The sequence below is a fragment of the Paenibacillus sp. VMFN-D1 genome (assembly GCF_003386155.1).
Taxonomy (GTDB): domain Bacteria; phylum Bacillota; class Bacilli; order Paenibacillales; family Paenibacillaceae; genus Paenibacillus_AQ; species Paenibacillus_AQ favisporus.
In genome coordinates, this window is record NZ_QRDU01000001.1 from 696,899 (window position 1) to 723,501 (window position 26,603).

The 26,603-nt window shown below is 53.9% G+C and carries 19 protein-coding genes and 1 tRNA gene; 19 read left to right on the plus strand and 1 reads right to left on the minus strand.

Features of this window, described 5'->3' with window-relative positions; all coding sequences use genetic code 11:
* The first annotated feature begins 47 nt into the window (after positions 1–47).
* The 12 genes from C7820_RS03375 to C7820_RS03430 all read left to right on the plus strand — a co-directional run bounded on the left by C7820_RS03375 (position 48) and on the right by C7820_RS03430 (position 16,615).
* Positions 48–1,037, plus strand: a complete 990-nt coding sequence (locus C7820_RS03375; protein ID WP_116229752.1) for an ABC transporter substrate-binding protein — start codon at positions 48–50, stop codon at positions 1,035–1,037.
* A 412-nt stretch (positions 1,038–1,449) separates the two neighbouring features.
* The gene (locus C7820_RS03380) at positions 1,450–3,222 is read left to right on the plus strand and encodes an ABC transporter ATP-binding protein (protein ID WP_116229753.1); all 1,773 of its coding nucleotides are present in this window, start codon (positions 1,450–1,452) and stop codon (positions 3,220–3,222) included.
* Positions 3,219–5,093: an ABC transporter ATP-binding protein gene (locus C7820_RS03385; RefSeq protein WP_116229754.1), complete on the plus strand. Its 1,875-nt coding sequence runs from the start codon at positions 3,219–3,221 to the stop codon at positions 5,091–5,093. The genes C7820_RS03380 and C7820_RS03385 overlap by 4 nt, the downstream gene beginning before the upstream one ends.
* A gap of 284 nt (positions 5,094–5,377) precedes the next feature.
* On the plus strand, positions 5,378–6,568 hold the full coding sequence (purT, locus tag C7820_RS03390) for a formate-dependent phosphoribosylglycinamide formyltransferase (RefSeq protein WP_116231610.1): 1,191 nt from the start codon (positions 5,378–5,380) through the stop codon (positions 6,566–6,568).
* Positions 6,558–7,019 (plus strand): GNAT family N-acetyltransferase, encoded by a 462-nt coding sequence (locus C7820_RS03395; protein ID WP_251676932.1) that lies wholly within the window; start codon positions 6,558–6,560, stop codon positions 7,017–7,019. Before purT ends, C7820_RS03395 begins: the two co-directional genes overlap by 11 nt.
* Positions 7,020–7,268: 249 nt before the next feature.
* Entirely contained in the window at positions 7,269–8,939 is a 1,671-nt protein-coding gene (locus C7820_RS03400) for a response regulator (RefSeq protein WP_309545733.1), read from the plus strand.
* 44 nt (positions 8,940–8,983) lie between these two features.
* The gene (locus tag C7820_RS03405; protein WP_116231611.1) at positions 8,984–10,738 is read left to right on the plus strand and encodes a sensor histidine kinase; all 1,755 of its coding nucleotides are present in this window, start codon (positions 8,984–8,986) and stop codon (positions 10,736–10,738) included.
* The gene (locus C7820_RS03410) at positions 10,735–11,715 is read left to right on the plus strand and encodes a substrate-binding domain-containing protein (RefSeq protein WP_116229757.1); all 981 of its coding nucleotides are present in this window, start codon (positions 10,735–10,737) and stop codon (positions 11,713–11,715) included. The genes C7820_RS03405 and C7820_RS03410 overlap by 4 nt, the downstream gene beginning before the upstream one ends.
* A 204-nt stretch (positions 11,716–11,919) precedes the next feature.
* Complete coding sequence (locus C7820_RS03415) at positions 11,920–12,969, plus strand: galactose ABC transporter substrate-binding protein (RefSeq protein WP_116229758.1); 1,050 nt, start codon at positions 11,920–11,922, stop codon at positions 12,967–12,969.
* 95 nt (positions 12,970–13,064) lie between these two features.
* Positions 13,065–14,576 carry a sugar ABC transporter ATP-binding protein gene (locus C7820_RS03420; protein ID WP_116229759.1) on the plus strand — a complete coding sequence of 504 codons (1,512 nt, stop codon included), beginning with the start codon at positions 13,065–13,067 and terminating at the stop codon, positions 14,574–14,576.
* A 23-nt stretch (positions 14,577–14,599) separates the two neighbouring features.
* Positions 14,600–15,628 carry a galactose/methyl galactoside ABC transporter permease MglC gene (gene mglC / locus C7820_RS03425; protein ID WP_089547997.1) on the plus strand — a complete coding sequence of 343 codons (1,029 nt, stop codon included), beginning with the start codon at positions 14,600–14,602 and terminating at the stop codon, positions 15,626–15,628.
* 258 nt (positions 15,629–15,886) lie between these two features.
* Positions 15,887–16,615 (plus strand): CAP domain-containing protein, encoded by a 729-nt coding sequence (locus C7820_RS03430; protein ID WP_116229760.1) that lies wholly within the window; start codon positions 15,887–15,889, stop codon positions 16,613–16,615.
* Between the two features lie 179 nt (positions 16,616–16,794).
* On the opposite strand, the gene C7820_RS03435 is transcribed toward C7820_RS03430, so the two are convergent.
* Positions 16,795–16,867, minus strand: a tRNA-Lys gene (locus C7820_RS03435).
* A 192-nt stretch (positions 16,868–17,059) separates the two neighbouring features.
* Here C7820_RS03435 and C7820_RS03440 point away from each other — a divergent pair.
* From C7820_RS03440 to C7820_RS03470, 7 genes are all read left to right on the plus strand, one after another.
* The gene (locus C7820_RS03440; protein WP_116231612.1) at positions 17,060–17,908 is read left to right on the plus strand and encodes a GDSL-type esterase/lipase family protein; all 849 of its coding nucleotides are present in this window, start codon (positions 17,060–17,062) and stop codon (positions 17,906–17,908) included.
* Positions 17,909–17,941: 33 nt separating this feature from the next.
* Positions 17,942–18,925: an ABC transporter ATP-binding protein gene (locus C7820_RS03445; protein WP_116229761.1), complete on the plus strand. Its 984-nt coding sequence runs from the start codon at positions 17,942–17,944 to the stop codon at positions 18,923–18,925.
* Complete coding sequence (locus C7820_RS03450) at positions 18,918–19,907, plus strand: ABC transporter permease (protein WP_105442150.1); 990 nt, start codon at positions 18,918–18,920, stop codon at positions 19,905–19,907. Before C7820_RS03445 ends, C7820_RS03450 begins: the two co-directional genes overlap by 8 nt.
* Positions 19,908–19,998: 91 nt before the next feature.
* Complete coding sequence (gene parE, locus C7820_RS03455) at positions 19,999–21,981, plus strand: DNA topoisomerase IV subunit B (RefSeq protein ID WP_076170964.1); 1,983 nt, start codon at positions 19,999–20,001, stop codon at positions 21,979–21,981.
* Positions 21,982–21,992: 11 nt separating this feature from the next.
* Entirely contained in the window at positions 21,993–24,458 is a 2,466-nt protein-coding gene (gene gyrA, locus C7820_RS03460; protein ID WP_116229762.1) for a DNA gyrase subunit A, read from the plus strand.
* 279 nt (positions 24,459–24,737) lie between these two features.
* On the plus strand, positions 24,738–25,142 hold the full coding sequence (locus C7820_RS03465; protein WP_076170968.1) for a MarR family winged helix-turn-helix transcriptional regulator: 405 nt from the start codon (positions 24,738–24,740) through the stop codon (positions 25,140–25,142).
* A 94-nt stretch (positions 25,143–25,236) separates the two neighbouring features.
* The gene (locus tag C7820_RS03470) at positions 25,237–26,457 is read left to right on the plus strand and encodes an MFS transporter (protein ID WP_116229763.1); all 1,221 of its coding nucleotides are present in this window, start codon (positions 25,237–25,239) and stop codon (positions 26,455–26,457) included.
* The last annotated feature ends 146 nt before the right edge of the window (positions 26,458–26,603 follow it).

Genomic DNA, 26,603 nt, shown 5'->3' on the forward strand with positions numbered 1-26,603 from the left:
ATGAAAATCATTATCATATACATCGAAGAAACGAGGGGTACCTGAAAATGAGTGAGTGGAATAACCATGCTAGACGATACGGCTTGCTGTCGTTGGCTTCCCTTATGCTTGTCCTGCTTCTGGCAGCCTGCGGAAATGGAGGAGGCGTCGAATCGGAAGCACAAAGCGCAAATAAAGAGAGCAATGCTCCATCCATCGAAGGGACGGCCGCGGCCTTTCCCCGGACGATCCATCATGACAAAGGGGACACGGTGCTGAACGAAGCTCCCCAAAAAATCGCCGTCACCTATTTTCCTTATGCGGATCATTTGTTTGCGATCGGCAGGGGAGATCTGGTCGCGGGTGCGGTCGGCCTGCAGTCTCTGCAAAACTTTCCCGTGTACGACGAATTTACGAAAAACGGACAGATCGCGGACCTCGGCAACGACGCTCCGGATCTGGAAAAGCTGCTGGCCCTGGATCCCGACGTGATCATCGCTTGGGAAAACGACGAGAAGATCTACGACCAGCTGAGTAAAATCGCGCCGACGATCTTAATCCATCAGTCGGAAAACTGGCAGGACACGATAGGTAAAATCGCCGCAGTTGCTGGAGAAGAACTGAACGCGCAGGCATACATCGACGCTTACAATCAAAAGCTGGAGGCGCTCGCCGCCGGCATGAAAGAATCGGGTGTGAAGGGAAAAACGGCGATGTTTATGATGACCTGGAACAAAGGTTTCAATTATTATGGCGGCGTCCGGATGGAGCCGTATTACAACAAACTCGGCTTCAGCAGGTTTCCGGGGATGAAGGATTGGGGAGAGATCAGCCTGGAGGGCGTTGGCGAGGCTGACCCGGATTATATTTTCCTGTGCAAGGACTTTACCGGCTCCGCCGAGCTTACCTTGGAAAAGCTGCAAAATGAAGCCGTATGGAAGCAGTTAAAAGCTGTTAAGAACAATCACGTCTATGTTGTCGATACCGAAATCGTCGGTCCGCTGGCCATGGGGCAGTCGAAAGGGCTGGACATTATTGGAAACCTAAATCTGAAATAGTATTCAACAAAGGAAATGCTGCCTATATTCCCCTTACCGGTTCTTTCGGCCCCTGATCAGGGGCTTTTTTTATTTGATTTGATAGGCTCGTTAAGCCGGTGCTTGACTCTAATGCTAACCTCACGAACACCGTTTCGGACACCGAAAAATGGAAGCTTTCCCCCAAGTCAGGAAGCGCTTTTACAGCCTCACCCGGCTTTTTATCGGGAAGCGCAGAGATTGAGAGGATTTGGCATGATTTGATAAGTAAACCGGGATTATATCCAGTTAATGCCGAACCATTGACAAAGCGGCGAAAATATGCGCTGTTATCCTCTTTGCCGCCTCTGAGAGACGGTGTTAAACTTCATAAATGTTCACAACTTAACGCGAATGATTTTCAAGCATTCACATGACTCGAAGGAGGAGAACCATGAATGTTCTCAGGCAAATGCAGGGCTTTTTTTGGGCGAAGCGCAGTTTTCTTTATTTATCTATACTCTGCCTCGCCATAGCTACTGCGCTGGGGCTTGTTACCCCGAATTTGCTCCGGAAGCTGATCGACGAAGCGATCGTTCCGCAGCATTTTGAGCTCGTTCCCGCTCTGGCGCTCACCGTCATCGGTGTCGTCACCCTCAAAGCCGTCATGCAGTTTTTAAGCGGCATGCTCGGCGGAAGACTGGGGAACTATCTGGCATACCGTTTGCGTAACGGCTGCTACGAGAAGCTGCAAGTCTTGTCTTTCCGCTATTACGACACGGCCAGAACCGGCGACCTGATGTCCCGTCTGACCGGGGATCTCGAAGCGATCCGGCAATTTATCGCCTTCGGCATCCCGCAAATTCTGAACACGATCCTGATGGTTGTGTTCGGGGCGGTCATGATGCTGTCGATCAGCTGGCAGCTGACGCTCGCTACCATGATCAGCATCCCATTCCTGGTGTTTGTCGCCCTGAAGTTCGAAGGCAAGATCCACCCGGCGTTCCAGGAAATGCGCCTGGCACTGAGTGCGCTGACGACTTCGGTACAAGAGAACATTACAGGTGTTCGTACGGTCAAATCATTTGCGCGTGAGCCTCACGAAGTCGACAAGTTTTCCGTGCGTAACGAACGCTACAAAAACAACCAGATCTTCGCTTCGGGTTTGTGGAGCCGCTACTTTCCGGTCATGGAGCTTCTCGCGTCCATCTGCGTCGTACTGCTCCTCGGCGTCGGAGGCACGCTGGTCATCCGCCAATCGCTGTCGTTGGGCGAGCTCGTTGCCTTTTTCAGCTTGATCTGGTACATTATCGGACCGATGTGGAATATCGGTTATCTCATCAACAACTACACGCAGTCGGAAGCTTCGGGGGAGCGGGTGCTCGAGCTCCTGAACCAGCCGATTGACGTCAAGGATAAAGACAATGCCGTCGCTCTGTCTTCCGACGAAGTGAAAGGGCATGTCACCTTTGAACATGTTACCTTTGCTTATGGCAATAAGCTGGCAGCCATCCAGGACATTAATTTGGATGCGCCTCCAGGATCGGTCATCGGCCTGCTCGGCGGAACCGGATCAGGGAAATCGACGGTCATCCAGCTGCTGATGCATGCGTATAACGTCAACAGCGGCAGCATCAAGCTGGACGGCAAGAACATCAATGACATTCAAGTCCGGAGCCTGCGCAGCCAAATCGCGTCGGTGTTCCAGGAGACGTTCCTGTTCTCGTCCAGCATCCGCAATAACATCGCCTACGGCCTGAAGGACGTAACGATGGACGAGATCATCCGGGCCGCCAAGCTGGCCAAAGCCCACGATTTCATTATGGAAATGCCGGACGGTTACGATACGGTGGTCGGCGAGCGGGGCATGGGCCTCTCCGGAGGGCAGAAGCAGCGGATCGCGATTGCGCGCGCCTTGCTGAAGAATCCGAAGATCCTCATCCTCGATGACGCGACGAGCGCCGTCGACATGGAAACCGAGCATGAAATCCAGTCGGGCTTCCAGGAAGTTATGAAGGGACGGACGACGTTCATCATCGCCCACCGGATCTCTTCCCTGCGGCATGCCGACGAGATTCTCGTGCTGAACGAGGGCAAAATCGTGCAGCGCGGCAAGCATGAAGATTTAATCACGGTTCCTGGCCCTTACCAGGATGTATACCATATTCAATATGCAGACCACATTGCCCGGATGAATGGGAATGCAGGAGAGCAGGTGAGCTCATGAATCCCGCAGCGGAAACGAATAAACAGCGGCCGGGAGCCGCAAATAAAAACAACCCGAAGGGGAAGACGCCGGGTGTAACCGGCGAACGCTTCGTGTATCAGGATGACGAAGTCATCGAAAAGCCGTTTAACTGGTCCCAGCTGACCCGGCTGTTTGCTTATATGAAGCCTTATGCCAAGCAAATGCTGCCGCTCGTCCTGCTGATGATGGTCCTCGGGACGATTACGAAACTGACCGTTCCGTTCCTGACCAGTCAGGCGATCGACAAGGCGATCGCGCCGAAAGACGGTAATACGAACCTGACGCTCTTGTACCTGCTAACGGCAGGGGCACTTGTTCTTTACATTATTCAGTGGATCGCGAGTACGTACCGGATCCGCCTGACCAACATTATCGGACAGCGTGTCATCTACGACCTTCGTTCGCATTTGTTCCAGCACATCCAGAAGCTGTCCTTCAACTTCTTTGACAAGCGGCCCGCAGGCTCCGTGCTCGTGCGTATCACGAACGACGTCAACTCCCTGCAGGAGCTGTTTACCAACGGTGTCGTCAACCTGATGATCGACTGTGTCCAGCTGGTCGGGATTGTGGTCATTTTGATGCTGATCAACTGGAAGCTCGGGCTTGCGGTTGTGCTGACCGTCCCGATCATGTTCTTCATCTCCACGAAGCTGCGGGTCAAGATCCGCCGCGCCTGGCAGGAAGTGCGCATGAAGAACTCCCGGATCAACTCGCATTTGAACGAATCGATCCAGGGGATCCGCGTTACACAGGCTTACACGCAGGAGCAGGAGAACATCAAGTTTTTCGACAAAATGAACATGGACAGCAAAAAGTCGTGGGACCGCGCGTCCACGCTGAACCAAGGGTTCGGCCCGCTGATCGAAATCACTGGGGGCATCGGCACCTTGATCCTGTTCTGGTTCGGGGCATACCTGATACAGGAGGGCCAGCTGACCGTTGGTCTTCTGGTGGCCTTCTCCAGCTATGTCGGCAACTTCTGGGAGCCGATCAACCGGCTCGGCCAAATGTACAATCAGCTGTTGGTGGCGATGGCTTCCTCAGAGCGGATCTTCGAATTTATCGATGAGAAGCCGCATATCGACGACAAGCCGAATGCCCGGCCGATGCCGAAAATTCACGGCGACATCAAGCTGGAGAACGTCGTGTTCGAATACGAGAAGGGCCGGCCGGCACTCAAGGGCATCAACCTCGACGTCAAGGCAGGTCAAACGATCGCCCTCGTCGGGCATACCGGTTCAGGAAAAAGTACAATCATTAATTTGCTCAGCCGGTTCTATGATATAACAGGGGGCAAAATTACGATTGACGGTCTCGATATTCGGGACGTGAAGCTGGATACGCTCCGCAGCCAAATCGGAATCGTGCTGCAGGACACGTTCATTTTCTCGGGAACGATCCGCGATAACATTCGCTTTGGCCGGCTGGACGCGACCGACGAGGAGATCGAGGAAGTAGCCAAGGCTGTCGACGCTCATGAATTTATTATGAAGCTGCCGAACGGTTACGATACGGAGGTCGAGGAGCGCGGGAACATGCTCTCCATGGGGCAGCGGCAGCTGCTGTCCTTCGCCCGGGCGCTTCTGGCCGATCCGCGCATTCTTATTCTTGATGAGGCGACGGCCAGCATCGATACGGAGACCGAGCTGAAAATTCAGGAAGCGCTGAAGGTGCTCCTGAAAGGACGGACTTCCTTTATCGTCGCGCACCGGTTGTCGACGATCCGCCATGCGGACAAAATCGTTGTACTGGATCACGGCGAGATCAAGGAGGAAGGCAACCATCAGGAACTGATGCAGAAGCAGGGAACGTACCATGGTCTGATCGAAGCGCAGTTCCGGTTTGTCTGAGGATGATGATTCGCTAAAAATGGATTGTCTTCCGTAGGTACATCGTTGGATATATTTTATATCCCCCGGTCGCCGGAAGTTAACGGTGCGTTTACAGCCAATTAACAAACAACCAAAATTGTAAAATCAAGCAAGCTTCTCCAATGATCGCCATTCAAATAAGGAGAGATTGTGAATTTTGCAGGAAAATGTCGGAGCACTCTTGCATTCTTCCTTCGGAACCCCGAAAATGATAGAGAGGTATACATTTGTGGTATACATTAGTAGGGGGGAATTGGGAAGTGGTGTGGGGTGCTCCTTTTTCTGCACATGCTACAAAACTGCTGCTTCTGGGCAGCGGTGAATTGGGAAAAGAAGTAGTTCTCGAGGCTCAGCGTTTGGGCGTAGAAACCATTGCCGTGGACCGATATGAACACGCCCCTGCGATGCAGGTGGCCCATCGAAGCCATGTCATTGATATGCTCGATCCCGAATCGCTGAAGCGGATTATTCATCAGGAACATCCGGACATCATCGTCCCGGAAATTGAAGCTATAGCTACACAGGCTCTCCTTGAGCTGGAAGAGGAAGGGTACCGCGTCATTCCGACGGCTCGCGCCGCCCGGCTAACGATGGACCGCGAAGGGATTCGTCGCCTGGCTGCGGAAGATCTCGGACTTCCTACGGCGGATTATCGATTCGCCGACAGCCTGGAGGAGCTGCAAGAAGCGGTAGCCGTGCTTGGCACGCCCTGCGTGGTCAAGCCGATCATGAGCTCATCCGGTAAAGGGCAGAGCGTTTGCCGCACGCCAGAAGATGCGGAAGAATGCTGGAATGCAGCCCTTGAAGGCGGACGAGCGAAGAGCACCCGCGTGATCGTTGAAGCATTTGTTACGTTTGAGAGCGAAATTACGCTCTTGACGGTCCGCTCTGTGAGCGGAACCACCTTTTGCCCGCCGATTGGACATATTCAAAAGGACGGGGATTATGTAGAATCCTGGCAGCCTCATGTCATGAGTGAAGAGCAGCTGCGGGAGGCAGAGTCCATTGCCAAAGCCATTACAGACGAGCTCGGGGGATATGGCATTTTCGGAGTGGAGCTGTTTGTTACAAAGCAAGGCATCATATTCAGTGAAGTATCCCCGCGTCCGCATGACACCGGCATGGTGACCATGGTGACGCAGGATTTATCGGAGTTCGCCCTGCATGTCAGAGCGATTCTCGGACTTCCGGTTCCGTCGGTTGAACTGCTGACACCGGGAGCTTCGGCAACTTTGAAAGCGGTGAATGCAAGTACGAATTTTGCCGTCAGCGGTGTAGAGGAAGCACTGAGCCTTCCCCGGACACAGGTTCGGATTTTCGGCAAGCCTGAAACGAAGATCGGCCGGAGGATGGCGGTAGCGTTAAGCACTGACCCGGATATTCAGAAAGCACGGAATACGGCTAAGCAAGCCGCCAGTCTTTTAAAAGTGGAGGAATATGATCATGAACAGTAATTTGTCGGCTCCTACTTTGCAAATCCGCAAATCGAACTGCAATTGCGATCTGGAGTCTGTAACGGCGTTAATGCGCGAGCTCAACTATCCAACGACGATCAACGTTATGCGCGAACGGATGGAAGCCTCGGAAGACAATCCGAAACTGTGCACGATGGTGGCAGAGCTGGACGGAGAAGTTGTCGGCATGGTGGCGTTGAATCAGGTTCACTCCTATGCCACAGGCGAGACGGCGACTCAGGTATCCGCTTTGATCGTATCCGAGAAACACCGCGGCCAAGGGATCGGCAAACGCCTGATCCGCAGCAGCGAAGAATGGGGAAGAGCCCACGGCAGCCAGGTTCTGTTTTTGACGAGCGGCAACCGTGTGGAACGTGCCCCGGCCCATGCCTTTTATGAACATATCGGTTTTGAAAAAGTCGGCTACCGCTTCATCAGAAAGCTGAAATAATACCGATTTCCAACATACCGGCCCCCCTGCAGAGGAGGGCTTTTTTCTTTTTCCTATATGCTTGAGCACCTTGGTTTTCTACAAAAATGTTCATTATTTACAATACATATGAATTGATATACAATACGTGAGTGATATTTCGAAAGCGGTTACATTTTTTCGACAAAACCAATGTAGTTTGCGGCCAGAGGAGCCTATTGATCATGTTCTGACAAGTGTGAGTACAAATTTGGAACAGCTGAGGGATGAATGATGTATAAATTGCTGCTTGTGGAAGACGAAGAAGACGTCCGTGATGGGCTGGTCGAGGAAATCAGCTGGGAGCTTCACGGCTTTCAGGTGACGGGTACAGCCGAAAACGGCCGCGAAGCGCTGGAATGGATGGAAAAGGAGATGCCGGACATCGTCGTGACCGACATCCAAATGCCCTTTATGAACGGCTTGGAGCTGGCCGCGTGGATCCGGGAGCATGCCCCGTCCACCAAAATCATTATTTTGACCGGATACGATGAGTTTGAGTATGCCCAAAAAGCGATTAAGCTGCAGATTGACGAATATGTGCTCAAGCCGTTTTCTTCTCAGGAGCTCGTGGATGTGCTGCTGAAGGTGAAGACGCATATGGATGCCGAGCGGGCTGAGAAGGAAAACGTCCAGCTGCTGATGGAGCATTACCGGAAAAGCATACCTGTACTCAGGGAGCTTTTTTTGTCTTCACTGGTAACCCGGAGGCTTACGCCTGAGGAATACATCGAGAAAGGAGCCAGTTACGGGATCAGCCTGGACGGACAAACCTTTATGGCTTCGATTATTCGTCCCGATCCAGTGCAGAGAGAACGGGATGTCAGGGAGGAGGCGGAGGATCCGGCATCAGCGCTGTCGCTAAAATACTCGGAGGACCGGTACCTGCTGCTGTTTGCCGTGTACAACGTGGCGGCAGAGATTTGCCAATTGCGGCAAGGGTTCAAGGCGTTTATTCACCATAACGACTGCGTCCTCCTGTCGGTGCTGCCGGAAGCAGATGAGAGCGCGGCGGCGCAGCGGACGCTGGAGCTGCTGGAGGAAATCCGTCTGAACGTGAATAAATATTTGAAGCTGACGGTGACGGCAGGGGCCGGCTCCGTATACCGGTCGTTGGGCGACGTGTTCGATTCTTATGCGGAAGCGTCGCAGGCGCTGGACTATCGTCCTATTCTCGGCAACAACCGGGTCATCTGGATCGATGATGTGGAACAGCGGAAGGCGGATCCGCTCGTATTCGACAGCCTGAAGGAGCAGGAGCTCGTCCGAAGCATCCGCGTAGGCACGGCGGAAGAGCTGGAGGGGACGGTAAGGCGGATGTTTGCCGGCCTGGAGTCGTCCAAGGTCAGCGTGCAGGACTGCCAGGTGTATATCATCGGCGTGTTGAGCGCCGTCATCCGGGTGGCGAAGGAGTTCGGCATCGAGCTCGAAGAGGTGTTTGGCCGGGGATCCCTGCCGTTCGCCGACATGTATCATTACAACAATTTACAGGAGCTTCGGGAGTGGATACACCGGGTATCCTCACGTCTGATGATAACGATCGCGCAGGGAAGGCAGTCCGGATATAACCAGCTTGTAGAGGATGCCAAAGCGTATATTCATGAGCATTACCGGGAAAGCGACATTTCCATCAACAAAGTATGCCGGCATCTGCACATCAGCACCGGGTATTTCAGCAGCATTTTTAAAAAGGAAATGAAGATGACCTTCGTAGCCTACTTGCTGCATGTGCGCATGGAAGCCGCCAAGGAGATGCTGCGATCGACGTCGCTGAAAGCGTTCGAAATCGCCGAAACGCTTGGGTTCGCGGATCCGAACTACTTCAGCTTCTGCTTCCGCAAGAAATTCGGCATTACGCCCAAAGAATACCGCAGCGGCCACGGAGGAGGCGAATCGGCTTGAAGATTCCGAATCGTCGCCTGAAGCCCCGTGCACCGCGGCTTCCCATGTCCTTCCGGCTGCGGAGCATTCAAACGATCATCACCGCCACCTTTGCCGGTATGACGGTGCTCGTCGTCATCCTGGTCAGCATTATGCTGTACAACAAATTTTCCAAGACGGCGGAGGAGAACGCCTACCTCAATATTCAGCAAATCATCGAGCAGGTCAATTACCACCTGGAGCTGTATGTCAAAGGGATGCAGGACATTTATGCCGTAGTCGAGCAGCAGATTGATCAAACGGCTGACGTCAGCAGCGGGGTGCTCCGCGAGCAGCTGACCACACTGCTTCATACCCGGGAAGACCTTGTATCCGTGGCGCTGTTTACGCCCGAAGGCCGGCTGGTGCTGGACATTCCGAATGCCGAAATGCGCCGGAACACCAAGCTGACCGAACAGAGCTGGTACGAATCGGCCCGGGAAGTGCCGCAGAAGCTGTCTTTTTCCCCGCCTCACATCCAAAATCTATACAAGGGACAGTACAAGTGGGTCGTATCGTTAAGCCGCATGATCGAATACCGGGACCAGGGAAAAGTAAAGCGCGGAATTCTGCTCGTTGACGTCAACTTCCGGACGATTGATGAGCTGAGCCGCAAGGTGAGCCTTGGCAAGCAGGGTTATGCTTACATCATCGACGAGCTGGGAAACATCGTCTACCATCCGCAGCAGCAGCTGATCTATGCCGGTTTGAAGTACGAAAATCTGGAGCCCGTGTTTGACTATGCCTATGGCAGCTATATCGATAAATCGACCGGGGTGCCGCGGTATATTACGATCCGGACGGTACAGCCCATCGGCTGGAAAATCGTCGGGGTCGCCTTTCCGGACGAAATTGTGACGACCAAGCAGGACCTGAATCAGTTTATTTTCTGGTTTCTCGTGGTCGTCATTACGGCTGTGGTACTCCTGGCTGTCTTCATCTCGGCGAAAATATCCCAGCCGCTCCGCCGCTTGGAGCGGTCGGTCCAAAGCGTCGGACAGGGGGATTTCAGCACGCCGATCTACGTCAGCGGCGCTTATGAAGTGGTGCAGCTGTCCAAGCGGTTTAATTTTATGCTGCACCGCATCCGCCAGCTGATGGACCAGATCATTCACGAACAGGAAGCGAAGCGGAAAAGCGAGCTGGATGTGCTGCAGTCGCAAATCAATCCCCATTTTCTCTACAATACGCTGAATTCGGTGATCCGGCTGGCGGAAAAGGGCAAAAAGGAAGAGGTCGTGACGACGATCACTTCGCTGTCCAAGTTTTTCCGGATCAGTCTGAGCAAAGGGAACACGATCATCACCGTGGAAGAAGAGCTGGAGCATGTGCGCCATTATTTGATTATCCAGAAGATCCGTTACAAGCATAAATTCAATTATGAGATTCAGTGCGATGAAGCCGCACGCTCCTGCAGGACGCTGAAGCTGATCCTGCAGCCGATCGTGGAGAACGCCATTTATCACGGAATCGAGAAAATGCCGGACGAAGGCTGGATCTCCATCTCGGCAGCGGTTCATGGAGAGCAGCTCGTCTTGACCGTCAAGGACAACGGGCTGGGCATGACCCCGCAGGTGATGGATCAGATCCTCAGCGGTAACCACCGCAGCGGCAGCGGATCGGGTGTCGGTGTGAAGAACGTGAACGAGCGCATCCGGCTGTGTTACGGCAAGCCTTACGGTCTGCATTTTGCGAGCGAACTGGAAGAAGGGACAAGCGTTACCATCACGCTGCCCGCGGTATCGGACCGTGCGGAGGAAATGGAAAGGGGGATATCATGAGCCTAAGCCAAGGAATCGTCCGAGTTGCGCTGCTGCTTGCCATCTTGCTCCTCACGGGCTCTTGTTCCTCGTCGCCTCCGAATCTCCGTGCCTCCGGCAAGCCCCGGACCATCGACATGATCGTCAAGATGAATCACGGCGACTACTGGAACACGGTGAAAATGGGCGCCGAGGTGGCGGCCAAAGAATTCAACGTTCAGCTGACGTTTAAGGCGCCTGATAACGAAAGCGATTTTGACGGGCAAATTCGCCTGATGGATCAGTCCATCCAAAACAAGGCGGATGCCATCATTCTGTCTGCGAGCGACTATATGAAGCTGGCCCAGGTGACCGACCGCGCGGCCTATTACAAAATCCCGGTCATCTCGATGGATTCCGAGGTTGCATCGGCCCGGGTCAAAACGTTCGTGGGCACGAACAACTACGAAGCGGGCCAGAAGGCGGCGGAGCGGATGGTCGCCCTGACCGGAACGAACAGCCGCATCGGCGTAATGAATTTTGTGCAGGGCTCCAAAAACGGCGACGAGCGCGAGGAGGGTTTTATGGATTATATCGCCCGGTTTCCCGGGGTTCAGGTCGTGGCCGTGGAATACTGCCAGTCCAATGAACAGCTGGCGCGTGAGCTTACCCGCAAAATGCTGAACGAGCATCCCGATATAAACGGGATTGTGGCGCTTAACGAAGTGGCGTCGATCGGCACCGGAGAAGAGATACAGGAGCTGGGGGCCGGCGGACGCGTAAAGCTGATCACGTTTGACAGCCCGGCTAAAGTGATGGAGCTGCTGCAGGAGGGGATCGTGCAGGCGACGGTCATCCAGAACCCGTTTAACAACGGATATTTGGCTGTGCAGTACGCAGTTGAAGCGATGGAGGGCCTGGACGTCCCTGAGCGCATCGATACCAAATCCAAAATTATCGATCTCGACAATATGCTCTGGCCGGATAATCAGAAGCAGCTGTTTCCGTTTGTCCGCTGAGCTATTGGTGAACCGAGTGCCGCACCTCCTTAAGCGGCACTTTTTTTTGCGTTCATCACCTTCATTCTTCTCACGTCATGAGAATTTTCATAGAACACATGAGAATTTTATATTCGAATCTGCCTGCGGATACAGCATAATGTAAACGTATCCAAGAGGGATACGAGAGGCTCGTTAAAGAGAATATCAGGAGGTCTGTGAACGATGAAAAAAATCACTTCCGTCATCCTAGCCGGTGCGCTGCTGGGTACGGTCATGGCCGGTTGCTCGAACTCCGGCGACAAATCCACGGGGGCTTCGGGTGGCAGCACGGACAGCGGCAAGGAGCCGTCCATCGGGGTAGCCATTTATAAATTCGACGATACGTTTATGACGGGTGTACGCAATGCCATCAAAACCAATGCGGAAGGCAAGGCAAAGGTGGATATTGTGGATAGCCAGAACTCCCAGCCGACCCAAAACGACAAGGTCGATCTGTTCATCACCAAAAAGACCGATGCGCTGCTGATCAACCCGGTGGACCGCACGGCGGCCGGTGTTATTATCGACAAAGCCAAAACGGCCAGCATCCCGGTCGTCTTCCTGAACCGTGAGCCGCTGCCCGAAGACATGAAGAAATGGGACAAAGTGTATTACGTCGGCGCCAAAGCCGAAGAATCCGGTACGATGTCAGGGGAACTGATTGCGGATTATTGGAAGGCCCATCCGGAAGCGGATAAAAACAAGGACGGTGTCCTGCAGTACGTCATGCTCAAAGGAGAACCCGGACACCAGGATGCGGAGCTGCGCACCAAGTACTCGATCCAGGCGATCGAAGACGCAGGCATCAAGGTCGAGAAGCTGGCGGAAGACACGGCGATGTGGGACCGCGTGAAAGGGCAGGAGAAGATGGCCGCTTTCCTCGGTTCGCATGGCGATAAAATCGAAGCGGTTCTCGCGAACAACGACGACATGGCGCTTGGCGCGATCGAGGCGCTGAAAGCGGCAGGCTACTTCACGGGCACTAAAACGATGCCGGTTGTCGGCGTGGACGCCACGGCGCCGGCGCTTCAAGCACTGCAGGACGGCACGCTGCTCGGCACGGTGCTGAACGATGCGAACAACCAGGGCAAAGCTTCCGTGACGCTGGCCACGCTGCTGGCCAAGGGCGAAACGCCGACCAAGGAGAACGTCGGATTCGACATTACGGATAATCAATACGTATGGATTCCTTACAAAAAAATTACCAAAGACAACATCGACGATGCGAAGTAAGCTGACAGGCTGGACTTAAACTAACCATCCCCGGAAAGGGCGGACGAGAAGCGCGGTCCGTCCTTTCCTCTGGATGAGGGCAGGGAGCGGAAGTTATGGCTGAGCATGAATTTTTACTGGAAATGAACCGGATCAGCAAAGAGTTTCCCGGCGTTAAGGCGCTGGACGGGGTTACGCTGCAGGTAAGGCCCGGTACGGTTCATGCCCTGATGGGGGAGAACGGTGCCGGCAAGTCCACTTTAATGAAATGCCTGTACGGCATTTATTCGCCGGACGCGGGCGATATTCTGCTGGACGGCAATAAGGTCCAGATCAACAATTCCAAGGATGCGCTGAACCTGGGGATTTCGATGATTCATCAGGAGCTGCACCCGGTGCCTTTTCGCAATGTGATGGAAAATATTTGGCTGGGGCGTTTTCCGACTAAAGGCGCGGGATTCATCCGGTTTATCGACCACAAAAAAATGTACCGGGACACGAAGGAGCTGTTCAAGCAGCTGGACATTGATATTGAGCCGGACGTGATGGTCGGCAAGCTGTCGGTCTCCAAAATCCAGTCCATCGAAATCGCCAAGGCGGTATCCTTTCATGCGCGGGTCATCATCATGGACGAACCGACGTCGTCCTTGACCGGTGTGGAAGTCGAGCATTTATTCCGCATCATCCGTGATCTTAAGAAACGCGGGGTGGCCATCATCTACATCTCGCACAAAATGGAAGAAATATTACAAATTTCCGATGATGTCACGATTATGCGCGACGGCAGCAAGATCGGCACGTGGCCGGCCAGCGAGCTGACCACAGAGATGATTATCGCGAAGATGGTCGGACGGGACCTGACACACCGGTTTCCGGAGAAGGAAAATGTGCCTGGCGAAGTGATATTGAAGGTTGAGGGCGTGACTTCGCCCATCCCGAAATCGTTTAAAGACATTTCCTTTGAGCTGCGCAAAGGGGAAATTCTCGGCATCGGGGGCTTGGTCGGCGCCCAGCGCACCGAGCTGATCGAAGCGCTGTTCGGGCTGAGGGACATCGCCTCGGGCTCCATTTCCCTGAACGGCAGGCCGGTCAAAATCAAGTCGCCGGAGGATGCGAAGAAGCTCGGTATGGCGCTGCTGACGGAAGAACGGCGGGTCACCGGCATCTTCTCCGTTCTGCCTGTGCACGAAAACGCGGCCATCGCCAATTTGGGCAGATACCGCAAAGCGTTGTTCCTGCTGGACGGCAAACGCAAAAAGCAGGAAGCCGATCAAATGGTGGAGAAGCTGCGCACCAAAACGCCGACCACCCGGGCGCTGATCATGAACCTGTCCGGCGGCAACCAGCAGAAGGTGCTGCTGGCCAGATGGCTTTTGACCGAACCCGAAATTCTGCTGCTGGATGAGCCGACAAGGGGGATCGACGTCGGGGCGAAGTTTGAAATCTATACGATCATCAAAGACCTGGCGAAACAGGGGAAAAGCATCATCATGATCTCCTCCGAAATGCCGGAGCTGCTCGGCATGTCGGACCGGATCATGGTGATGTCTGAAGGACGGCTGACCGGCATCGTGGACGGAAGCAGCGCCACGGAAGAAGAAATCATGCGTCTGGCCGCCCAGCATTAGGGAAAGCCGAAGGAGGAACTAACATGCTGAACACCAATAAAATCAACACAGGCAGGAGATTCCAGGGATTTGCCTCGCAGTATGCGATTTACATCGTGCTGGTGCTGCTGGTCATCGGGATTACGATCTACAATCCTTCTTTTCTGTCCGTAAACTCGCTGCGGGACATTCTGATCCAGTCATCGACGCGCGCCATCATCGCGCTTGGCGTTGCGTTCATTTTGATCACGGCCGGAACCGACTTGTCGGCTGGCCGAATCGTCGGCCTGACCGCGGTTATCTCGGCATCCATGCTGCAGAGCTCGGACTATGCTGCGCGTTTTTTTCCGAATCTGCCGCATCTTCAAGTATGGCTGCCCATTGTCCTGGCCATTATCGTCGGCCTGCTGTGCGGATTAGTTAACGGGCTGGTCGTCTCGAAGCTGAACGTTCCGCCGTTTATCGCAACGCTTGGCACGATGGTTGCCGTGTACGGCCTGAACTCGCTGTATTTTGATATGGAGCCGAATAACTCCCAGCCGATCGGGGGCCTGCGCAAAGATTTCACTGCGATCGGTACAGGATATATCGGCGAAGGGCAGTATTCCGTGCCTTATATCGTGCTGATCGCCATTTTCGTAGCGTTCATCGTCTGGGTCATTTTTACGAAAACGAAACTTGGAAAATACATGTACGCGATCGGCGGCAACATCCAGGCGGCTAAAGTATCGGGCATCAACGTCGCCAAGTACCTGATTTATATCTATGCCATCGCAGGCGCCCTCTACGGGCTGGCGGGAGTGCTCGAAGCCTCCAGAACCGGCGGCGCAACGAACAACTACGGTAATATGTACGAGCTGGACGCCATTGCGGCCTGCGTTGTCGGCGGGGTGTCGACCACCGGTGGCATTGGCACGGTGCCCGGCGTCATGGTGGGCGTGCTGATCTTCACGATCATCAACTATGGCTTGACCTTTATCGGCATCAGCCCTTACTGGCAGCTCATCATTAAGGGATTGATTATCGTAGCGGCCGTCGCTTTCGACATGCGCAAGTATGCTGCCAAAAAGTAATAGGCCATAAAGGAATCGATCTTCTCGTCACGCAATCAAGCTGCGGCATTTCATGCTGCGGCTTATTTGTGCTGAGAGCTGGAGTAATTCGGCTGAAAGAAGGACGGATGATTAATGTAAGACGGATTACCAATATTTGAGGCGTAGCCAGAAGAAACAAACATGTTACAATGTGAGGGTAGATTGTTTACAACTTTGTAACCTGTGTAAACGAAATCAACTTACGATATTTCACTGCGAAAAGGAGATGTTTGCAAGATGAAAAACAGAATGATGAAGACCATCGCCGGGGGAGCTTTCGCTGCCGTACTGGCTGCAGGACTGATCGGGTCCGGATCTGCATCAGCCGCTTCTGCCACCTCCGCTCCTCAAAAACAAGATCTCGGCAGCCTGCAGGCTTACCTGGAGCAGCTGCTGCAAAATAACGGCGGTTCTTTAAATTGGAACTTCGTGTACGAGCTGCCTTCCAATGGGCAAGCCAACGTACCAACGACGACCAAACCTTCCACGCCGCAAACAAGCAAGCCTTCGGCTCCACAGACGAGCAAGCCGTCGACGCCAACGACTACGACGCCTTCGACTCCGTCCAACAACAGCGGAAGCAACACGGCGGACAAGTCCGGCTATGCTTCTCAAGTGATCAAGCTGGTTAACCAGGAACGTGCGAAAGCCGGCCTTGGTGCGTTGAAGGAAAATACGAAGCTGTCCGGCATGGCGATGGACAAAGCGAAAGACATGTACAGCAACAATTACTTTGACCACAATTCTCCAACGTACGGATCTCCGTTTGACATGATGAAGAAGTACGGCATTTCTTACAGCTATGCCGGCGAGAACATCGCCAAAGGCCAAAAGGATCCGGCTGACGTCATGAATGCGTGGATGAACAGTGAGGGCCACCGCGCGAACATTTTGAACAGCCATTACACCACGATCGGCGTTGCCTACTATAACGGGGTCTGGGTTCAAGAGTTTATTGCGAACTAATCATTCATATATCATCTAACAAAAAGGGGTGCTCCATGGCCGTTCGGCAGGGGGCCCCTTTTATTTTAGAAAAAGTTCGGTCAATCCCTCAGGAATATGTTTGTCCGGTGAGTCCGATGATTGCAAACGAATTGAAAAAAGCAGAACCCGCATGCTTCAGCATACGAATTCTGCTTTGATGGGTTATGCAGGGGTCGAACCTGCGACCTGCCGATTAAGAGTCGGCTGCTCTACCAGCTAAGCTAATAACCCGCGTCGTCTAACAGGGAATATTATAACTCTGTTTCTCCCGAATATCCACTATGTTCACAAAATCGACAAAAAGGGCTGGCGCTAAAACCGGGAATATGGCATGATTTGCAAATTGCCGGGAGAAGTTTTATGTTTATGTACATAACGTTTACGGAAACGACCGTTCAGATTAATCTGTGGAGGGATTATGTCTTGAGTTCATCGAAGTGGATTTGGCGGATTATCGGCATTCTGTCCATCGCGGCAACGCTCCTCCTCATCGCCGGCTTCGCATACGCGGTACAGGATATCAACCATCCCCAAGGCAGCAAGCTAAACCTGTCGGCTCCTTCCGCCAAACCTGAAGGAACGGCACCGGGCAATATTGAACAGAAAAAAGAGCTGAAGGCTGCAGTCATCGGAGATTCCCTGGCCAAAGGAACCGGTGACAGCACCGGGAGCGGCTTCGCGCGGCGAAGTGTGACCAAGCTTGCGGAGGCTACGGGCAAGAAGGTGACCCTGCTGAACAATCTTGGCATTAACGGGCTGACCACATCCGGGCTGCTTCCGAAGCTGAAGGAACAAGGTACCCGGTACGTGCTTGGCGAGGCGGACATCATCCTGTTGTCCATCGGGGGCAATGATTTGTTCCAGGGGGCGGATCTGCTGTCAGGCAGCCAGACCGGGACCGCGGCCAACGACGGAGAGGCTGCGGATCTGGATCCTGATGAGCTGCTGGAAGCGCTGCCCCAGGCGAAGAAACAGCTGCAGCAAATTTTGGAGCAAGTCCGGAAGATCAATCCGGGTGCGCTCATCATTTACGTCGGGCTCTATAATCCGTTTGGAGACGTGAAGGATCTTAAAGTGGCCGGTAATCAGGCCGTTTCGGAGTGGAACAGTGCTGCGCTCACGGTCATCAATAAATATGACAACATGACGCTTGTTCCGACGTTCGACCTGTTTCAGCACCAATTGAACAAGTATTTGTCGACGGACCATTTCCATCCGAACGATCAAGGATATGAGCGGATTGCCGAGCGAATTGTACAGGGAATGTTGTGAGAAAGAAGCAGGAAAGGGGCGTCAGGCGCGCATATGTCTGAAGGAAGCATCTTGAAATCTCAGGATGACGTCGTTCTGTCGGTGGAGCATGTGAAGAAGAAGATCGGACGGAAGTGGATCATTCACGATGTCACCTTCGACGTTCGGGAGGGCGAAGTGTTCGGCTTTCTGGGCCCGAACGGAGCAGGCAAAACGACGACCATCCGCATGCTGGTGGATTTGATCAAGCCGACCAGCGGTACCATCCGGGTGTGCGGATACGACGTGAACAAAAATCAGGAGCAGGCGCTCCGGTTTGTAGGCTCGATCGTCGAAAACCCGGAGGCGTATACTTATTTGACAGGATGGGAGAACCTCGAGCATTTTGCCCGGATGCAGCGCGGCATAGACCGTCAGCGTATCCAGGAAGTGGTTGACATCGTCAGGCTCGACCAGCGCATTCATGACAAGGTCAGCACGTATTCGCTCGGGATGAGGCAGCGCCTTGGAATCGCCCAAGCCCTTCTGGGACGGCCCAAGCTGCTGATCCTGGATGAGCCGACCAACGGGCTCGATCCGAAAGGAATCAAGGAGCTGAGACAGTTTATCCGTCAGCTGGCCGATGAGGGGCTCGCCGTATTTGTGTCCAGCCACCTGCTGAGCGAAATCCAGCTGCTGTGCGACCGGGTGGCCATCATCAGCAAAGGGCGCGTACTGGCCGTGGGTCCTGTTGAAGAGCTGGTATCGGAAAATGCACAATATGTCATATGGGATCTCTCTTCCGTGGGAGAAGGCAGGTCCTTACTCAGCCGGCAGGCAGGCGTAGAGGTGATTACGGACGCCGAAGAGGTGCTCGATGACGCCATCATCGCCGGTATGGGGCAGGAAGCGATCGTGACCCGGATGGACGAACAGCATGTCGCCTCCATCGTCAGACAGCTCGTTTCAGCAGGGATTGAAGTCAAGGGTGTGCATAAAATTAATCCGACTCTGGAACAGCTGTTCCTCAAAATGACGGAAGGTGAGAGCATTGATTAACCTGCTTCCGCTGGTCAAAAACGAAACGATCAAAATCATCAAAAAGAAACGGTTTTATGTCGTATTGCTGATCCTGGTCGTCCTGGTGCCCATGTTCACCTACGCCCAGATGCGCTCGGCCGAACGGACACGTGATAAGTTTCACGGCGATTGGCGGCTTGAAGTTCAGCAGCAGATCACCGATAATGAAAATTCACTCAGCAGCGACCGCGTTCCGGACGAATGGAAAAAGTTCCGGAAAATTTTTATCCAGCAGCTGCAGTATTACCTGGACCATGACGTGAACCCAAACGAGCCGAACGGCGTCACTTTTACCCGCGAGTTTCTGGACAACTCCATTTCCTTGTTCATACCTCTGTTGGTCATGGCGATCGCCTCGGATATCGTATCGGGCGAGAGGACATCGGGCACGATCAAAATGCTGCTGACCCGGCCGGTCAAAAGGTGGAAGGTACTGCTCAGCAAATTGATCGCGCTGGTCATGTACAATTCGTTAATCGTCGTGGCGACCGTCATCATCACTTATTTGATTTCGGGCGCGGTATTTGGCTACAAAGGCTTTACGATTCCGGTGTTCACCGGCTTTCTTATCCGCGGCTCGGAGGTGGATATGTCCGCCGTTCATGCCGTTCCGCAGTGGGAATACCTGCTGATGCAGGCGGGCCTTGCTTGGTTCGTCAGCCTTGTCGTCGGGGTGCTCGCATTTATGGTGTCCGTGCTTGTCCGCAGCACCGCCGCCAGTATCGTCGTCATGATGGCTGCGTTGATTGCCGGCTCAATATTGACGAACATGGCGTCCGCATGGAACAGCGCCAAATATTTATTTATGGTCAACCTGCAGCTGACCAATTACCTGTCGGGCACGCCGGCGCCGATCGAGGGCATGAGCTTGACGTTTTCCCTCATCGTGCTGACGGTTTGGGGGGCTGCTGCGATTGCAATCTCTTTCCTTGTCTTTACGAAAAGGGATATCTTGAATTAAAATGGACAAGGATAACAAAACATCTGTTTGCATTTTGGATGAAATTCATGAAAATTCATCCTACATAAAGATACACAAAGGGGGAGCATGAATGGTCGAGCAGATCGATATGTTTGCAGAGTCATCAAAGGGCGGCCCGAACGGCCAAACCGGATACGATGCTGACGACATTCAAGTGCTCGAAGGCCTGGTTGCGGTTCGCAAACGGCCAGGTATGTATATTGGCAGCACCAGCTCATCCGGACTTCATCATCTGGTATGGGAAATTGTTGATAATGCTGTAGACGAGCATTTAGCCAAATACTGCACGAGAATCGATATTACGGTACACAAAGACGGATCTATCACCGTTCTGGACAACGGGCGGGGGATACCGACAGGAATGCACAAGACGGGTATCCCTACGCCGCAGGTCGTATATACGATCCTGCATGCCGGCGGCAAATTTGGCGGATCGGGTTATAAGAAGTCCGGCGGTTTGCACGGCGTAGGCGCTTCGGTGACCAACGCGCTGTCGGAATGGCTTGAGGTGGAAATTTACCGGGAAGGCAAGATTCACCGGATGCGTTTTGAATATTGGCAGGACAAGAACGGCAAGGAGCACGTCGGTGAGCCGGTGACCGGCCTGGAAGTACTGGGCAATACGAACAAGACCGGCACCAAGGTGACGTTTAAGCCTGACGCGCGTGTGTTTCAAGGCGGTATCAACGTAACTTACGATACCCTCGCCGAACGGCTTCAGGAAATTGCGTTCTTGAACTCCGGGCTGCGGATCGTCCTGAAGGACGAGCGTGCGGACCGCCAGGACGAGTTTTTCTATGAAGGCGGGGCCAGCCAGTTTGTCGAATTTCTGAACGAGGGCAAAGACGTCATGCATGACGTCATTCACTTTTACGGGGAAAAGGAAGACGTCGAGGTCGAGGTCGCCCTGCAGTATAACGCAGGATATACCGAAACGATCGCCTCCTTCGTCAACTCGATTCCTACGCGCGGCGGCGGTACGCATGAAACAGGCTTTAAAACGGCCTACACACGCGTGATGAACGATTATGCCCGCAAAAATCACCTGCTGAAGGAGAAGGACAAAAACCTTGAGGGGAACGATCTGCGCGAAGGCATGATGGCGGTCATCAGCGTTAAGATGGCTGAGGTCGAATTCGTGGGACAGACCAAGGACCAGCTCGGCAGCGCTTCCGCGCGGAGTACCGTCGATGCGGTCGTGTCGGAGAAAATGCAGATTTTCCTTGAGGAAAATCCGCAGGTGGCCCAGACGCTGATCAAAAAGGCGATCCAGGCCTCCAAAGCGAGGGAAGCCGCGCGGAAAGCGCGCGACGATATGCGCAGCGGCAAGAAGCGCAGCGAGAGCTCGAATCTGGGCGGCAAGCTGGCGCCGGCGCAGTCGAAGGATTTTACCCGTACGGAGCTGTTTGTCGTGGAAGGGAACTCTGCGGGCGGATCGGCCAAGCAGGGCCGCGATTCCAAAATCCAGGCAATCCTTCCGCTGAAGGGGAAGCCGATGAATCCGGAGAAGGCGAAGCTCGCCGACATTATGAAAAATGAAGAATACCGGATGATCATTTCCGCCATCGGGGCCGGCATCGGCAACGAGTTTGAAATCGAAGACAGCAATTACTCCAAAATTATTATTATGACCGACGCAGACACGGACGGAGCGCACATTCAAGTGCTGCTGCTGACCTTTTTCTACCGTTACATGAAGCCGCTGATCGATGCCGGAAGAGTGTATATCGCTCAGCCTCCGCTGTACAAAATTACGCGGAAGTCCGGCAAGCTGGAGACGATCCGTTATGCATATAACGACGAGCAGCTGCAAAACTATTTAAAAGAATTCGGTAAAAACTACGAGCTTCAGCGCTACAAGGGACTGGGCGAGATGAACCCCGAACAGCTGTGGGAAACGACGATGAACCCGGACACGAGAACGCTGCTGCAGGTGCAGATCGAGGATGCCGCCAAGGCCGAACGGCGCGTCTCCACGCTGATGGGCGACAAGATTGATCCGCGCAAGCGCTGGATCGTGGAAAACGTGGACTTTAGAGAGTTCGAGGAATAGAAGGTGAATGGATGAGCTTATCGGAACAATTTTTGCCGGCCTTTCTGGAGGAGGTCGTCGGCGACCGCTTTGGCCGGTACTCCAAATATATTATTCAGGACCGGGCCATTCCCGACGTGCGGGACGGCCTGAAGCCTGTTCAGCGCCGGATTCTGTACGCGATGTACGATTCGGGCAACACACCGGATAAACCTTACCGCAAATCCGCTAAAACCGTCGGGGACGTCATGGGCAACTATCATCCCCACGGGGATGCGTCCATCTATGACGGCATGGTCCGGATGGCCCAGCCTTGGAAGATGGGGCATGTGCTGGTGGACGGTCACGGCAACTGGGGTTCGATTGACGATGACCCGGCCGCAGCGATGCGGTACACGGAAGCCCGCCTGTCGCCGATTGCCATGGAGCTGCTGCGGGATATTGAGAAGCGCACCGTGCAGTTCAAGGACAACTTTGATAATACCGCCAAGGAGCCGGTCGTTCTTCCTTCCAGGTATCCGAATCTGCTGGTCAACGGGGTCAGCGGCATTTCCGCGGGTTTTGCAACCGAGATTCCGCCGCACAACCTGCGCGAGGTGATCGACGCATGCATCGCCGTCATGCAGAAGCCGGAAATCGAACTGGACGAGATTATGACCTTTATCAAAGGTCCCGATTTTCCGACGGGCGGCCTGATCATGGGCGGCGACGGCATCAAGGAAGCGTACCAGACGGGTAAGGGACGGATTTATCTCCGGTCTAAAGCGGACATTGAGTTTCTGCGCGGCGGCAAGCAGCAAATCGTCATTACCGAAATTCCGTATCAGGTCGTCAAATCGCGACTGGTGACACAAATGGAGAATATTCGACTCGAGAAAAAAATCGAGGGAATTTCGGAGGTTCGTGACGAAAGCGGCCGCGAAGGATTGCGCATCGTTGTCGAAATCAAGAAGGAAGCGGATGCCCAAGGCATTCTGGCGTATCTGCTTAAGAAGACCGATTTGCAGGTGACGTACAACTTCAACATGGTCTCTATCGTCAACAAGGCGCCGCAGCAGCTTGGACTGAAAGCGATGCTGCAGGCCTACATCGAGCATCAGCGCGAGGTCGTGACGTACCGGACGCAGTTTGACCTCGAGAAGGCGGAGGCCAGAGCCCATGTGCTGGAAGGTCTCGTCAAAGCGCTGAACATACTGGACGAAGTCATCGCGGCCATCAAGGCTTCCAGCAACCGTCAGGATGCGCAGAACAACCTGCAATGGATGTTCGGGTTTACGGAGCGTCAGGCCGATGCGATTCTGACCCTGCAGCTGTACCGTCTGACCAACCTGGAGATCACGACGCTGCAGAAGGAGCTGGACGAGCTGCATAAGAAGATCGCCCAGTACCAGGCGATTCTGGAGAGCGACAAGAAGCTGATCGCGCTGATCCGCAAGGAGCTGCTCGAAATCCGCGACAAGTACGGCGTGGACCGCCGCTCTTCGATCCAGGGCGAGGTTGAGGAAATCAAGGTCAATCTGGAAGTCATGGTCAGCTCAGAGGATGTGCTCATAACTCTGTCCAACGATGGATACATCAAGCGGACGAGCATGCTGTCGTTTACGCGATCCGGCGGGGAGCTGGACAGCTCCGGGGTGAAGGAAGGCGATTATGTCAACAGGGTGCTGGAGGTCAACACGCTGGACAATCTGCTGATCTTTACGCAGCGAGGCCAATTCTTCCTGCTGCCGGTGCATCAGGTGCCGGAGTTCAAGTGGAAGGACCCGGGAACGGCGATCGTCAACGTCATCAACCTGGCGAAGGAAGACGAGATCGTCGGGGCCATCCCTGTCAACAATTTTGATCAGCCGGATAAATCGCTCGTCTTCGTGACCCGCAAGGGCCAAGTGAAGCGGACGGAGCTGAAAGAATACATGACAAACCGCTCCAGCGCGGTTGCTGCTTGCAAAGTCGGCAGCGACGATGCGGTCCTGTCGGTAACGATGAGCAATAACGACAAAGACATTTTGCTGGTCAGCAAGGACGGCATGAGCATCCGCTTCAAGGAGCAGGAGGTTAATGCGATGGGCCGCGTATCCGCCGGGGTGCGCGGAATCCAGCTCAAGGAAGGCGATGAAGTCGTATCCGCCTTGTGGGTGGAAGAGGATGAGGGCGAAATCCTCACCCTGACGGATCTGGGCTACGGCAAACGGACGCTGCTGGCGGACTATCTGCCGCAAAGCCGCGGCGGCAAGGGACTGGCTACGTTCGAGTTCAAGGAAGGCAAACGGGTGAAGCCGAACGGAACCCGCATCGCGGGAGCGTTTTATTGCCGCGAGCCGCTTGAGATCACGGCCATGACCCAGGCCGGTCAAAGCTTCAGCTTCAATTCGGAGCAGGCGCCGCTCGCCGAGCGGAAATCGATCGGCAAGCTGCTCGTGCATGTGGAGAAGAAGGATGAGATTGTCGATTTGCTCGTCACCGGCTCTGAGCCGAGCCGGACGGAGTCCAAATCTTAAAATTAATAGCTGAAAGGGCATCCCGGGCTGCGGGATGCCCTTTGTTTTTAACCGAAAATTTTAAAAAAATTTCGTGGCTCTCCGAAAAGGTTCTAAATGGGCATGGGAAGGCCATCGGAGCCGCGTAATAGGGGATGTTTTTCCTGTAAATTTGCACCGTTTTCACGAACCAAGCAAAGAAATTTTTCATGGGGAAGAAGGAATTGCTTTAAATTGCGCGAAACTTAATCATGTAAATCATGGCGATTACAAGATACTGAGCGAAAGGAAGGATATACAGTGCAGACTTCCGAATTTGCGAAAATGTGGTCTAAACTAAGCAAAGATTACAAATTACATATGGAAAACGAGCTCGCCCCGGCCCTGACGGAGTCCCAGCTAACCGTGCTTGAAGTGCTGAGCGATCAGGAACGGATGAAGCCATCGGACTTGACCCCGCTGCTGGCGACGAGCCCTGCCGCGGTCACCATGCTGCTGGACCGTATGGAGAAGAACGGGCTCATCCAGCGTGAGCGGGATTTGAACGACCGGCGGATCGTATGGGTGTCCATTTCGGAAAAGGGCAAGAACGAAGTGCTCCGCGGTCTGCAGATCCGCGATGCGTTCCTGTCCGGCGTGCTGAGCCGAATCTCGCTTCATAACCAGCAGCTGCTGGTGTATCTATTGGGCAAAATCACGGCCTAAACCGGGCCCGGCGTGTTGGAAAGCGCCGTTTAGGGCATCGTATGGATAACGATGCTTGTATCCCTATTATTTCTTCAAGAGGAGTCATCATTGGATGAGTAAGTTAGAGCTTTTGCGGCACCCCAAGCAAAGAAAGCTGCTCTTTAGCGCCGGCTTCAGCTGGTTGTTCGACGCTATGGATGTCGGCATCATATCGTTTATCGTTACGGCATTAACGGCCGAATGGAAGCTGTCACCGCAGCAGGTCGGAGTCCTGACCAGCATGAACTCCGTCGGCATGGTCATCGGAGCGGCTGCTGCCGGTTATATGGCCGACCGGTTCGGACGCAAGACGATCCTGCTGTGGACCCTGCTCATTTTTTCGGTGGCGAGCGGCTTGTCCGCGTTGGCCGCAAGCTTTGCCGTGCTGTGCCTGCTGCGGTTTATTACCGGCATCGGTCTTGGCGGCGAGCTGCCGGTGGCTTCAACGCTCGTCTCGGAGTCGATGCCGGCACGCGACCGCGGCAGAGCCGTCGTCCTGCTGGAGAGCTTCTGGGCGGGAGGATGGCTGGTCGCTGCGCTGGTGTCGTACTTCGTCATTCCGAAGTACGGATGGCAGATTGCGTTTGTCATCGGGGCCTTACCTGCGCTGTATGCCATATATTTACGCAAATCCATCGAAGATGCGCCGCGTTTCAAGGAACACCAGGCAAGCGTCTCCAAGCTGTCCTTCGGGACCAAATTCAAGTCGATTTGGGCTAAAGAGCACAGCCGCTCTACGCTGATGCTTTGGATTTTGTGGTTTACCGTCGTGTTTTCCTATTACGGCATGTTTTTATGGCTGCCGTCGGTCATGGTTCTCAAAGGCTTCAGTTTGGTCAAAAGTTTTGAATACGTGCTGATCATGACGATCGCCCAGCTGCCCGGTTATTTTACCGCGGCTTACTTCATCGAAAAGTTCGGACGCAAGTTCGTCATGGTTACTTATTTGACGCTGACGGCGCTGAGTGCGCTGTGGTTCGGTTATGCAGACACAGAAGGCATGCTGATTGCCGCGGGCATCTGCTTGTCCTTCTTCAACCTCGGTGCCTGGGGCGGCATGTATGCCTATACGCCGGAGCTGTACCCGACCCGGGTGCGGTCCACCGGCGTGGGGCTGGCCACCTCGGTCGGCCGGGTCGGCGGCGTCATTGCCCCGCTGCTCGTAGGCGTGATGGTTGGCAAGGGCATCAGCATCGATACCATTTTCGGGATGTTTTTTGTCATTGTGCTGATCGGTGCAATCGGAGTGCTGCTTCTCGGTAAGGAAACCAAAGGCAGGGAACTGGCCGATTAAACGGCAATAAATACGTCATGTGTTGAAGAAGCTGTCATGTGCAGCTTCTTTCCTTTTTCATCATGCATATTTTTGGACTTTGCCACACCCGTTCTTCCGCCCAAGATGACTAAATCTACGGGTTTGATTGTGATTTCCGGTTGTTT

What these genes read in the sequence shown, in the direction of transcription:
- C7820_RS03410 (WP_116229757.1), top strand. Translation starts at nt 10,735, where the DNA reads ATGAGCCTAAGCCAAGGAATCGTCCGAGTTGCGCTGCTGCTTGCCATC.
- C7820_RS03375 (WP_116229752.1), top strand. Translation starts at nt 48, where the DNA reads ATGAGTGAGTGGAATAACCATGCTAGACGATACGGCTTGCTGTCGTTG.
- C7820_RS03445 (WP_116229761.1), top strand. Translation starts at nt 17,942, where the DNA reads ATGTCTGAAGGAAGCATCTTGAAATCTCAGGATGACGTCGTTCTGTCG.
- C7820_RS03395 (WP_251676932.1), top strand. Translation starts at nt 6,558, where the DNA reads ATGAACAGTAATTTGTCGGCTCCTACTTTGCAAATCCGCAAATCGAAC.
- C7820_RS03380 (WP_116229753.1), top strand. Translation starts at nt 1,450, where the DNA reads ATGAATGTTCTCAGGCAAATGCAGGGCTTTTTTTGGGCGAAGCGCAGT.
- parE (WP_076170964.1), top strand. Translation starts at nt 19,999, where the DNA reads ATGGTCGAGCAGATCGATATGTTTGCAGAGTCATCAAAGGGCGGCCCG.
- C7820_RS03405 (WP_116231611.1), top strand. Translation starts at nt 8,984, where the DNA reads ATGTCCTTCCGGCTGCGGAGCATTCAAACGATCATCACCGCCACCTTT.
- C7820_RS03415 (WP_116229758.1), top strand. Translation starts at nt 11,920, where the DNA reads ATGAAAAAAATCACTTCCGTCATCCTAGCCGGTGCGCTGCTGGGTACG.
- C7820_RS03420 (WP_116229759.1), top strand. Translation starts at nt 13,065, where the DNA reads ATGGCTGAGCATGAATTTTTACTGGAAATGAACCGGATCAGCAAAGAG.
- gyrA (WP_116229762.1), top strand. Translation starts at nt 21,993, where the DNA reads ATGAGCTTATCGGAACAATTTTTGCCGGCCTTTCTGGAGGAGGTCGTC.
- C7820_RS03400 (WP_309545733.1), top strand. Translation starts at nt 7,269, where the DNA reads ATGATGTATAAATTGCTGCTTGTGGAAGACGAAGAAGACGTCCGTGAT.
- C7820_RS03430 (WP_116229760.1), top strand. Translation starts at nt 15,887, where the DNA reads ATGAAAAACAGAATGATGAAGACCATCGCCGGGGGAGCTTTCGCTGCC.
- C7820_RS03470 (WP_116229763.1), top strand. Translation starts at nt 25,237, where the DNA reads ATGAGTAAGTTAGAGCTTTTGCGGCACCCCAAGCAAAGAAAGCTGCTC.
- C7820_RS03385 (WP_116229754.1), top strand. Translation starts at nt 3,219, where the DNA reads ATGAATCCCGCAGCGGAAACGAATAAACAGCGGCCGGGAGCCGCAAAT.
- mglC (WP_089547997.1), top strand. Translation starts at nt 14,600, where the DNA reads ATGCTGAACACCAATAAAATCAACACAGGCAGGAGATTCCAGGGATTT.